This window comes from Peribacillus sp. FSL E2-0159 (genome assembly GCF_038643155.1).
In the GTDB taxonomy this organism is placed as follows: Bacteria; Bacillota; Bacilli; order Bacillales; family DSM-1321; genus Peribacillus; species Peribacillus simplex.
Window position 1 is genome coordinate 670,032 of sequence record NZ_CP152053.1, and the last position, 11,892, is coordinate 681,923.

Consider the following 11,892-nt stretch of genomic DNA (forward strand, 5'->3'; position numbering starts at 1 on the left):
TGAGCCGAATAAAAGGGTTGCAAGACTCTTTTATTCGAGTTATTTTATACAGAGGAATTTTAACGTTTAAGAGGTGAGCTTTTATAACCGATAAAAAGTAAGCGCTTTCTATGATACCTTGAACAGAATTAAGAAATAACATGAAATTTGATAGTAATCTTTCAAACTGTCAGGAATGCTTAAAAGTGAAGAATGATTTTATGAGGCAGCTTTAAGAATAGTTTAAAAAAGTGAAGCCTGCTATATCATTTCTATACTAAATAGGGAGTGTATTAAGCATCTTGGATAAAATTTCGACTATTAGTAGTGTAGGGGGAAATGGAATGGCAAACAAAGATTTGAATAGGGAGTTGAAAGGTCGTCATATTCAGATGATCGCTTTGGGCGGAACTATTGGTGTCGGTTTATTTATGGGTTCAGCCAGCACGATTCAATGGACAGGTCCGTCTGTAATGTTAGCTTATGCGATTTCTGGGATTTTTATATTCTTAATCATGCGTGCAATGGGGGAAATGTTGTATTTAGAGCCAAGTACAGGTTCATTTGCAACATTTGGTTATAAGTACATTCATCCATTGGCAGGGTATATGACTGCATGGAGTAACTGGTTCCAGTGGGTTATTGTTGGGATGGCAGAAATTATTGCAGTGGGGACGTATATGCAGTATTGGTTCCCTGATCTCCCTGCTTGGATTCCAGGTTTAATCGCAATGGTGATTCTTGGAGCAGCGAATTTAATTTCCGTTAAATCCTTTGGGGAAATTGAATTTTGGTTTGCACTGATTAAAATCGTAACGATTATTTTAATGATCGTTGCAGGATTTGGACTAATTTTCTTTGGAATCGGTAACGGAGGGGAAGCCTTAGGATTATCGAACCTTTGGGAACATGGTGGTTTATTTACAGGTGGTTGGAAGGGCTTCTTCTTTGCTCTCTCACTTGTGGTTGCTGCTTATCAAGGTGTAGAATTAATTGGGATTACAGCTGGTGAAGCAAAAAATCCGCAAGAAACGATAACCAAAGCGATTCAAAGTACCATTTGGCGTATTTTAATCTTCTATATCGGTGCAATTTTCATTATTGTAACCGTTTACCCTTGGGATCAATTAAGCACGATTGGCAGTCCGTTTGTTGCGACTTTTGCGAAAGTTGGTATTACAGCAGCAGCTGGAATCATTAATTTTGTCGTAATCACGGCTGCTATGTCTGGCTGCAATAGTGGTATTTACAGTGCAGGACGTATGCTTTACACATTAGGGATAAATGGACAAGCACCAAAATTCTTTGCGAAAGTATCTAATAGCGGTGTCCCTTTATTCGGTACGTTCGGAGTGATAGTCGGGTTAGCAATTGGGGTTGTTTTAAGCTATATTGCACCAGAAAATTTATTTGTGCATGTTTACAGTGCGAGTGTACTACCTGGTATGATTCCGTGGTTTGTCATTCTGATCAGTCAAATTAAATTCAGGAAAATTAAAAAAGATGAAATGCACAATCATCCATTCAAAATGCCTTTTGCACCTGTTACAAACTACCTAACCATCGCTTTCTTGGTTATGGTATTAATCGGTATGTGGTTTAATGATGACACACGTATATCACTTATGGTTGGAATAGGTTTTCTGGCTATCGTTGTAATTAGTTATTTTGCTTTTGGAATAGGCAAGCGTGTACAAGCCGATGCTCAGACAGAGGCTCAGGAAGATAAAGTGGGTTAATCTATAATTCACTTTGGGTTTTGCAAAGGGTTGCTGCGGCAGCCCTTTTCCAATGAAACTAAAAGGGCAGTTTTAGTTTTAACAAGAGATGATAAAATGGAATAAAATGATTGCTTCATTGTGAAGGGTGAACTTTTTATGTTCGGACTAAAAAAATCAGAAGAAAAGGAGAAGTTGACAATGACAACTTCAAAGAAAAATTTGAGGACTTGCGAAAAGGGACACAATTACTATAAATCCAGCGACTGCCCGACCTGCCCTGTATGTGAGCAAGAACGCAAACCTGACACGGGATTTCTTTCATTGCTCTCGGCACCAGCCAGACGTGCATTGGAAAACAATGGGGTAACCTCTCTACAACAGCTATCAACATATAGTGAAAAAGAGATATTGAAATTCCACGGTATGGGACCCGCTTCATTACCTAAACTTAGGGATGCTCTGGAGACAGGTGGGTTATCATTCAAAGATTAATCACCTAGAATGATTAATCTTGCAGGAATGCCTTTTATACCTGCTGTATCGATACATTCAATTTCTTTCTCAAGTTACAGGGTCTTTACGTAAATAAGGGATCAGGAACATCTTTTTTATGGTCATCATCCTTGTTAAACTGATAGTAACTCTAAAAAGTGAGGTAACGAAAAATCATGAGTTCCTATACTCCCTATTTTGAATTCAATCGAAAAAAGTGGGCATCTTTGCGAAACCATACCCCTCTTCCTTTAACTGAAGAAGAATTGGATAACTTAAAAGGAATAAATGAAGAAATATCCATTCAGGAAGTAGAAGAGGTTTACTTGCCTTTAACTCGTTTAATCAATTTATATGTTGAAGCATCTCAGCAGCTTAATACAGCCACTTCTTCATTTCTAAAAACTAATGATAAAAAAGTACCTTATATCATTGGAATTGCAGGGAGTGTTGCTGTAGGAAAGAGTACGACAGCAAGGTTACTTCAGACTTTATTATCGAGATGGGATAATCACAGAAACGTAGGTCTTGTCACTACCGACGGTTTTTTGTATCCAAATGATCTTTTAGAAGAAAAAGGACTGATGAAAAGAAAAGGGTTTCCTGAAAGTTATGATACTCAAAAATTAATAAATCTTATCGGAGATGTAAAAGCAGGAAAAAATAAAGTGGAAGTTCCCATCTACTCACATTTGAAGTATGACATTTTGCCAAATGAAGTGCAGACTATCTGTAATCCGGATATTTTAATAGTGGAAGGTGTTAATGTTCTTCAAGTTGACAAGGAAAATCAAGTATTCGTCAGTGACTTTTTTGATTTCTCACTCTATGTTGATGCAGACGTAAACGATATAGAGCGGTGGTATGTTGAAAGGTTCCTTTTACTTCAAAAGACCGCATTTCAAAGTTCCGAATCCTATTTTCATCGTTATATTGACTTGTCTAAAGAACAAGCCATTAAACAAGCGACTCAAATTTGGGAAGAAATTAATTTGAAAAATTTACATGAAAATATACTGCCGACAAAAGGACGGGCAAAGCTCATTTTAAAAAAAGGTTCAGATCATAAAGCTGAAAATATCTATGTGCGAAAATAATAATTTAAATGGAGATGATTATGTATTAGAAATAATGTTTTTTTGTAATAGCAATAAAGTAAGAAATTTTAATTATAAGGACTATGCAATAAATCTTAAAATTATGAATATTATTGATGGTCGTACCTTATATTGGTTTAATTATCAGTAATTATTGGTATTGTTATAATATCTAATAATTGGGTGAAATTTATGATCCAAGTTAAAAAGGTAGGAGTTTGGAAATTTCAGGAAGGTCATTGTTTTTTCGGGAAATGGTTACAGAAACTTCTAATTTCACTTCTGTTTTTGTCAATAAATGTGTATTTTCGTTGCTTTTTCTGATGTGTCAATATTATTTCACTAACAGTTTCTTCCTTCAATAAGGGGAAGTTGCTGAAGAAATCTTTATATGCGACTATCATGGCGGATAAGTTTAAGCTAATTTCTTCACAAAATCAATATTTTAACAAAAAAAGTAATAGTAGAATATTTTAATCTATGAAATAATAATAATAGATTATGATATAGTTATAAGGAGACAGAAAAGGTGTGTTCCTAGTTCGTGCCTGGCTTTTTGTGACACCTAAGCAGGAGCGCCTACATCTTTTTTGCAAATATAGGGGATAAGGAAGGTTATAATGAGCAACATACAGAAACAAACAGACGTTATCTTAATTGGCGGCGGAGTCATGAGCGCGACTTTGGGATCATTACTGAAAGAGTTAGCACCGGAATGGGAAATCAAAGTATTTGAGAAGCTTGCAAACGCAGGAGAAGAAAGCTCTAACGAATGGAATAATGCGGGTACGGGACACTCTGCACTTTGCGAGCTTAACTATACATCCGAAAAATCTGATGGATCTATAGATATTAGCAAAGCAATTAAAATTAATGAACAGTTCCAAGTTTCATTGCAGTTTTGGTCGTATCTAGTAAACTGTAAGCTGATTGATAATCCGCAAGACTTTATCATGCCATTGCCTCATATGAGTATGGTACAAGGGGATAAAAATGTAGCGTTCTTAAAGAAACGTTTTGAAGCGCTGTCAAAAAATCCTCTGTTCCAAGGTATGGAGTATTCCGATGACCCAGCAAAACTGATGGAATGGATTCCACTTATTATGCAAGACCGTCCATCAAATGATTCTATAGCGGCAACAAAAATTGATTACGGTACAGACGTTAACTTTGGTGCTTTAACACGCATGTTGTTTGACCACTTAAAGACTAAAAACGTCGATATCAAATATAAACATAGTGTTGATAATGTTAAACGGGCTAGCGATGGCTCATGGGAATTAAAAGTGCGTAATGTCGATACTGGTAGTGTAGAACGCCATAATGCTAAATTCGTCTTTATCGGAGGCGGGGGCGGAAGCTTGCATTTGCTGCAAAAATCCGGTATTCCTGAAGGGAAACATATCGGCGGATTCCCAGTAAGCGGATACTTCATGGTATGTAATAATCCGGAAGTTGTTGCGCAGCATCATGGAAAAGTATACGGAAAAGCTAAAGTTGGTGCTCCACCAATGTCTGTTCCGCATCTTGATACACGTTTTATCGACAATAAAAAATCATTGCTATTTGGACCATTTGCGGGCTTCTCACCGAAGTTCCTAAAAACAGGTTCAATGTTCGATTTAATAACTTCCGTAAAACCGAATAATGTTTTAACTATGTTGGCGGCAGGCGCAAAAGAGATGCCTTTGACAAAATACCTGATCCAGCAAGTTATGTTATCGAAAGAACAGCGCATGGAAGAGTTACGAGAGTTCATCCCGAACGCCAAGAGCGAGGATTGGGATTTAGTAGTAGCTGGCCAACGTGTACAAGTTATCAAAGATACTGCTGAAGGCGGCAAAGGTACACTTCAATTTGGTACGGAAGTTGTCAGTGCATCTGATGGCTCGATTGCAGCATTGCTAGGTGCTTCGCCAGGTGCTTCTACTGCTGTACAAGTTATGCTTGAGGTAATTAATAAATGCTTCCCGCAACGTATGAAAGAGTGGGAACCGAAAATTAAAGAAATGATTCCTTCTTATGGAGAGTCACTAATGGAAAATACAGAGCTTCTGCACGAAATTCAAACTTCAACATCAGAGACGCTTGGTCTAAGCAAAAAAAAAGAGCTAGTTTATAGTTAATTTTTGGATATGGAAGCAACATTGAAATTAAAAACAACAGAACCTTTAATCTATCTTTGATTGAAGGTTCTTTTTTTGTCCTAAAGCCTTATTCAACTAAGGATGCTTACTTTGAAAAAAAGGTTGCTAAGGCAGCCTTTTTCTTTTGACTAAAGGGGGCAGTATAGTTTAATAAGAAAAATCAATAAGGGATGCTATCATAGCACCCCTAAAGATTTCGGCTTCTAATGTGTATTTGGTTTTATTTGGGCAATGGTCTCCTTATCGCAAATAACGAAAAGCTGTGCATCTTCAGGAATTCGTTCATCTAATTTTTGGTTTATGTTAAGATCACCACGATCTGCTACCAGTGTGGCTCCTTTGTTAAGAAGTTCTATAAATGCATCACGATAGGTTAGCCATTCATCTTGTTTAGGAATCTCATACATAGTTTCTTCATACTTTGTGCTCATAAGTTCAGAATACATGTGGATGACCCCATGGGAAAATAATGATCGTACTGCTGCGTGGGAAATCATTTCTTGTGTAGGAATAAACTCATCCACCTTAACACGCTCGAATAAACGAATATGCTTTTGATTGATCACCTCGGCGGTGACATGAATGGACGTATTCGTTTTTTCTTCAATGGCCGTTATGGCGGTGGCAACTAATAATGTCTTTCCATCGACAAGCAACGGATCTTTTGTAGCATAATTATCTTGGGTAATTTGGTCAGCAAAAATGATAACCCCTTTTGCTCTAGGCAGGTTTGCACGGAGTAATGTTTCTTCATCGGTAGCATCCCCGCGAACATAAAACAGACGCTCCTCCATCATAGGAGCTTTTTCCAAGTTATCAATGATTACAATATCAATGGTTTCATCAGACTTGAAAATTTCTTGGAGTGCTGCTTTTGATTTATCACTCCATCCAATCAGAACGATATGATTTTTACCTGTATATTTCATTTTTCCACCAACTTTACGTTTTTCGATAAGATATACAGATTTAATGATTTTTCCAATAAAAAGACTAACAAGCCCAATACCTGAGATGTAAAGACCAATGGTAAATGCTTTTCCAAGATTGGTGACCGGTGCATAGTCCCCAAAACCAACCGTAGCAAGCGTTGTAAGAACCCAGTAAACTGAGGTTAAATATGATTCGAACGTCTGTGGCTCTATAGAAAAGGCAACATACGCAGCAACTAATATGTATAAAATGGCAAATGGTATAAAGATTCTACCTCTTAATTTAATCAGGTAATATATTATTTTTTTTACCGTAATTCTCATCATACCCATCCTAGTTTTCAAGTCATTGATTAAATTTATATTTCCCCAATTTAACAATGAATTAAACGTAAGTGTAAAAACTATTTTTACCCAAGTGGGAACAAGTAGCATATAAAAGAGAGTTTAGTTCTCTAAAGACCTGTGAAGTTCAGCTCTTTTATGAAAAAAGGGGCAGGAACGTTGAGAATTCTATTGAGTTTTATCAAAGTAATTCAACCCTATGTAGACTAGTAGTATCAGTATGCCCAAGTTTAATAGACTACACAATCAGTTTAAGTTTTTTGCACAAAACCACAGATTCTGCTATAAAATTTCACTCTAATTTAATATAGATTATAAAATGAACAATAGTAGATGAATTAATGTAAATAAATTATAAAATAAACATTAAACAATAAAAATATTATTAGAATTTTCAGTATACAATGAATGTTAAATAACAAGGAGGTCCACCAAAATGAAAGCGGATACAAAAAAATAATAATGTTATGAAGGAACAGAATTGCATATAAAAGACTGGAAACAAGAGGCAGTGTTTCGCATGTTAATGAAAAATTTAGACCATGAAATAGTTGAGCATCCAGGTGGCGGAATACGGCGGGATTGGAAAAACGGCACATAACTGGGAGTGTTTTGATTAAATTGTTCAATCATTAAAAGAGCTGGAAGAGGGGGAAGCTTTACTTGTCCAATCTGGGAAACTCGTGGTCATTTTTAAAACGCATACCGATGCACCACGCGCGAATTTGCTGACAATGATCATTTTTGTAACTGGACCCAGCATGCAATTATATAATAGGGGGAATAATTATGGGATCACCAAATGTGGCGGCAAATACGAAACAAGAGAAGCCGCAAATTCAATCAACTACGAATATACTGAAGTTTATTATATATAGTTTAATAGGAAGTTTTATGTTTTTTATTCCTATTACCATAAATGATGTTTCAAGCATACCAATCGATCATATAGTAACTTGGATAAAAGTAAACTTACCGTCAGCTGTTCCTATTTATGCGCTCCTTGTCATTCTATTGGGAGCTGTTTATCCGTTCATTTCAAAAAACTGGAATAAAGATAAGGTATCAATAGTTTTTTCTTTCTTAAAAGTAATAGGCGCTGTTGTTGCGATCTTAATATATTTCAAGATTGGACCTGAATGGTTAATGGCCCCAAGTATGGGTCCTTTCCTTTTCGAAAAACTTGTCATACCTGTTGGACTGGTCGTTCCTTTTGGTGCTATATTTTTGGCGCTTCTCATTGGATACGGGCTTCTCGAATTTTTGGGTGTACTGATGCAGCCAATCATGAGGCCGATATTTAAAACGCCAGGTCGTTCAGCGGTTGATATGGTTGCTGATTTAGCAGGTAGCTACTCTATTGGTATGCTTATTACGAATCGACTATATAAAGAAGGAAAATACACCCTTAAAGAAGCTGCTATTATTGCAACAGGTTTTTCAACCGTTTCAGCAACGTTCATGATCGTTGTAGCAAAGACTCTCGGGCTTATGGACATATGGTCCCTTTTCTTTTGGGTTTCTTTAGGGATAACGTATCTTGTCACTGCTATTACCGTACGCATTTGGCCATTAAATAAAATGAGCGACGATTATTATTCGGATAATGCGGATCCAGAAGAAGTTATCAAAGAAGGACTTTTCCGAAATGCCTGGAACAGTGCGATGGTGGGAGCAAACAATTCCGTAAGTCTTGGCAGGAATTTATGGGATAACTTAAAGGACGGTTTTCTTATGACAATGAGCATTCTACCGTCCATTTTATCCGTTGGTCTCATCAGCCTTGTATTAGCAGAGTATACTCCACTATTTAATGTACTTGCCTATCTTTTTTACCCATTTACCTGGGCATTACAAATACCTGAACCATTTTTGGCTGCAAAAGCTTCAGCTATAGGAATTGCAGAAATGTTCCTGCCGGCGCTTCTGGTAGTTAAAGCACCTCTCGTAACTAAGTTCATTATTGCCGTGGTATCTGTATCATCCATATTGTTCTTTTCAGCGACGATACCTTGTATCTTATCAACCGAAATCCCAATCAGCATTACGAAGTTGGTTGTAATCTGGTTTGAACGGACGCTCATCACGTTAATTATTACTGCACCTATCGCAATATTGCTGCTTTAGAACAAAACAATGATTAATAGATGAGAACTTAATCGATCACAAATTGAACAGTTGCCGTATTATAAGGCCGACCAGTAAAAATTACTGGTCGACCTTTTTTTTATAGAATTTATTATATCAGTTGCCAGGGTAGGACGTACGGGTGCGCGGGACATGATCCCGTTATTAATTTAACTGTCCGAGTCCTACTTGTAGAACGTCTTTGAAGTCTTCTTGGGATGTAGATTTCATATAACAAGCGAAGATAAAACACTGCATGGAGGACTAGGGGGATTGGTTAGTAAGTAGAGGAGGAAAAAACAATTACTATAGTTTATGAGCGTTCAAAATTTAATTGATTCAGGGTTTTTCTTATGCAACTAACGGGGGTAGTAAGTTGCATAATAATGGGCTTAAATTTAGTGCATATAAAGGGATATCTCCTATTGGGGATGACTAAGATCAACCTGGTGAAAACCGCCCTCTAATGGTCTTGTTTTACAGGTACTGGTAGCATGACCGGCTATTTTTATAGAGAAGATTCCATACCCTTTTGATATTTTCCATCACGTGAACAATAATAGGAAAACATCCATAAACATTATTTGAAGAAAATAATATTTATTCTAAAAATTCATATTATAATACTTTGTTCTTATGCTATATTATAGGGAGAATTATTTATTATCACGTATAATCTAAGAATTGGAGTGATTTGAATGAAGAAACTTGGTTTACTTAGTATGTTTTTGATTCTAACTATCTTTATCTCGGCTTGTGGCACCAATGATGAAAAAAATGCAGGTGAAGAAAAGAAACCTGAAAAGGTATATAAAGTTGGTGTGGATACGACTTATCCTCCTTTTGAGTTTAAAGAGGGGAACGACTATAAAGGTATTGATATTGAATTGATCAATGCAATAGCGAAAGACCAGGATTTTAAAATCAAATTGTCTCCGATGGATTTCGGCGGAATCATCCCAGCGATGCAAGCCAATCAGCTTGATGTGGCCATTGCGGGAATGAGCATTACAGAGGAAAGAAAAAAGGTAGTAGACTTCTCAACACCTTATTTTGATGCAGGATTAACGATAGTTGTTAAAAAAGATAATACAAGTACTAAAACTGTTAAAGATCTTAAAGGAAAAACCATAGCAGTGAAAAAAGGGACAACAGGTGCTAAATATGCACAGGATAATGCTACGAAACTAGGAATTAAAGTTGTTCAATTCAATGATAGTCCAGCGATGTTCCAGGAAGTGGCAAACGGCAACGCCGATGCTCTTATAGAAGATTATCCTGTTATCTCCTATGCAATCGCCCAAAAAGATCTTGGGTTGAAAATCGTAGGTGACCGCTTGAATGGTGACCAGTATGGAATTGCTGTATTGAAAGGGCAAAACGAAGATTTATTGAAGAAAATAAATGATGGTCTTGCCAATCTGAAAAAAGACGGCACGTATGATGAAATAATTAAAACGTATCTTGGTGAATGATTAATAGATTAAAGCTTAATAGGCGCGCTTAAAGCGCGCTTTCTTTTTCAAAGGGGTGAAAGGGATGGATATAATTGTTGCGGCATTGCCTATTTTATTAAAAGGACTTCAGGTGACACTTTATATCTTTGTGATTGCCATTATCCTAGGTTTTTTGATTGGTTTAGTGGTGGCTTTGCTGCGACTTGCCCCCATCAAGATCTTGAATTGGATTGCAAAGGTTTATGTGGATGCGATACGGGGGACACCGTTCATCGTGCAGTTGTTTTTTATATATTTTGGTGTGAATTCACTGAATTTGATTTCTTTGAACAGTACAACCGCTGGAATAATTACCGTTGCAATCAATGCAGGGGCATATTTTGCTGAAATAATAAGGGCAGGGATACAATCCATCGATAAAGGACAAACGGAAGCGGCAAGGTCCATCGGGTTCACTGGTACTCAAACGATGAGATATGTCGTGCTGCCGCAAGCTTTTAGAAGGATGCTCCCTACCATTACGAACCAATCGATCATCAGCTTGAAAGACACTTCTCTATTATCCGTCATTGGTATAGCGGATTTAACCCAGCAAGGCCAGATTCAGGCTTCGGCAACCTTTGAAGCATTCAAGATTTGGCTGGCTGTTGGTGTGATTTACTTTATCATCATCTATTTGTTAACCCTAATTGCTAATTTCATAGAAAGGAGGGTACAAGTTCGATGAGCATCATTACTGTAAAAAACCTGAGAAAATCATTTGGGACTGTCGAGGTTTTAAAAGATATAAATGCAGAAGTGCAGGAAAAGGAAGTAATTTGCGTAATAGGCCCTTCTGGATCTGGAAAGAGTACATTTCTGCGTTGCCTGAATCTCCTTGAGGAAGTTACGGGCGGTGAGGTGGTCATTAACGGACATGATATAACCGATCCTACAAGGAAAATCAATATAAACAAAGTCCGGCAAGAAGTTGGAATGGTTTTTCAACATTTCAATCTATTTCCTCATAAAACCGTTATGGAAAACATAACATTGGGCCCTATTAAAATTCGTGCCACCGAAAAAGCGGAAGCAGGAAGATTAGCGCTTGAGTTATTGGATAAGGTTGGTCTTAAGGAAAAAGCAAATAGCTATCCAGGGGAACTTTCCGGCGGACAAAAACAACGGGTCGCCATCGCAAGGGCATTAGCGATGAATCCAAAAATCATGCTATTCGATGAACCGACTTCGGCCCTTGACCCTGAAATGGTCGGGGATGTTTTGGAGGTTATGAAACAACTTGCTAAAGAAGGCATGACAATGGTCGTTGTTACGCATGAAATGGGCTTTGCCAGGGAAGTCGGGGACCGGGTCATATTCATGGATGGAGGGTATATCGTCGAAGAAAATGAGCCGAATGCATTATTTGGTAACCCTCAGCACGAAAGAACCAAAGCATTCTTGAGCAAAGTGCTTTAAGTGGATGCCTGTAAGAAATCATGGTAAATCATGAATGAAGTTGTGCATAAAGTGTGGACAAAGGAATGCGGGAAATGAGGGGAAGCCCAAACGCATAGACTTTCCCTTATCTTTGTGCATAACTTTTTTTGTTGTTG

The 11,892-nt window shown here is 37.4% G+C and carries 9 protein-coding genes and 1 pseudogene; 9 read left to right on the top strand and 1 reads right to left on the bottom strand.

The window, feature by feature from the left end; genetic code table 11:
• The first annotated feature begins 323 nt into the window (after positions 1-323).
• From NYE63_RS03315 to NYE63_RS03330, 4 genes are all read left to right on the top strand, one after another.
• Positions 324-1,718, top strand: coding sequence for an amino acid permease (locus NYE63_RS03315; protein ID WP_342604066.1), 1,395 nt, complete (start codon positions 324-326; stop codon positions 1,716-1,718).
• A 180-nt stretch (positions 1,719-1,898) separates the two neighbouring features.
• Positions 1,899-2,192, top strand: coding sequence for an RNA polymerase alpha subunit C-terminal domain-containing protein (locus NYE63_RS03320; RefSeq protein ID WP_251431594.1), 294 nt, complete (start codon positions 1,899-1,901; stop codon positions 2,190-2,192).
• A 176-nt stretch (positions 2,193-2,368) separates the two neighbouring features.
• Entirely contained in the window at positions 2,369-3,289 is a 921-nt protein-coding gene (coaA, locus tag NYE63_RS03325) for a type I pantothenate kinase (RefSeq protein ID WP_342604067.1), read from the top strand.
• Positions 3,290-3,909: 620 nt separating this feature from the next.
• Entirely contained in the window at positions 3,910-5,415 is a 1,506-nt protein-coding gene (locus NYE63_RS03330) for a malate:quinone oxidoreductase (RefSeq protein ID WP_342604068.1), read from the top strand.
• A 224-nt stretch (positions 5,416-5,639) separates the two neighbouring features.
• On the opposite strand, the gene NYE63_RS03335 is transcribed toward NYE63_RS03330, so the two are convergent.
• On the bottom strand, positions 5,640-6,803 hold the full coding sequence (locus NYE63_RS03335) for an ion channel (RefSeq protein WP_342604069.1): 1,164 nt from the start codon (positions 6,801-6,803) through the stop codon (positions 5,640-5,642).
• A 391-nt stretch (positions 6,804-7,194) separates the two neighbouring features.
• Here NYE63_RS03335 and NYE63_RS03340 point away from each other — a divergent pair.
• The 5 genes and pseudogenes from NYE63_RS03340 (at position 7,195) to NYE63_RS03360 (ending at position 11,755) form a co-directional block, all read left to right on the top strand.
• Positions 7,195-7,591 (top strand): annotated as a pseudogene (locus tag NYE63_RS03340) (hypothetical protein).
• Positions 7,503-8,840 (top strand): YjiH family protein, encoded by a 1,338-nt coding sequence (locus tag NYE63_RS03345; RefSeq protein ID WP_342604070.1) that lies wholly within the window; start codon positions 7,503-7,505, stop codon positions 8,838-8,840. The pseudogene NYE63_RS03340 and the gene NYE63_RS03345 overlap by 89 nt, the downstream one beginning before the upstream one ends.
• A 698-nt stretch (positions 8,841-9,538) precedes the next feature.
• On the top strand, positions 9,539-10,315 hold the full coding sequence (locus NYE63_RS03350; protein ID WP_251431608.1) for a transporter substrate-binding domain-containing protein: 777 nt from the start codon (positions 9,539-9,541) through the stop codon (positions 10,313-10,315).
• Positions 10,316-10,379: 64 nt separating this feature from the next.
• Entirely contained in the window at positions 10,380-11,024 is a 645-nt protein-coding gene (locus NYE63_RS03355) for an amino acid ABC transporter permease (protein WP_251431611.1), read from the top strand.
• A complete protein-coding gene (locus NYE63_RS03360) occupies positions 11,021-11,755 on the top strand; it encodes an amino acid ABC transporter ATP-binding protein (RefSeq protein ID WP_342604071.1) in 735 nt (244 codons plus the stop codon). Before NYE63_RS03355 ends, NYE63_RS03360 begins: the two co-directional genes overlap by 4 nt.
• Positions 11,756-11,892 lie beyond the last annotated feature (137 nt).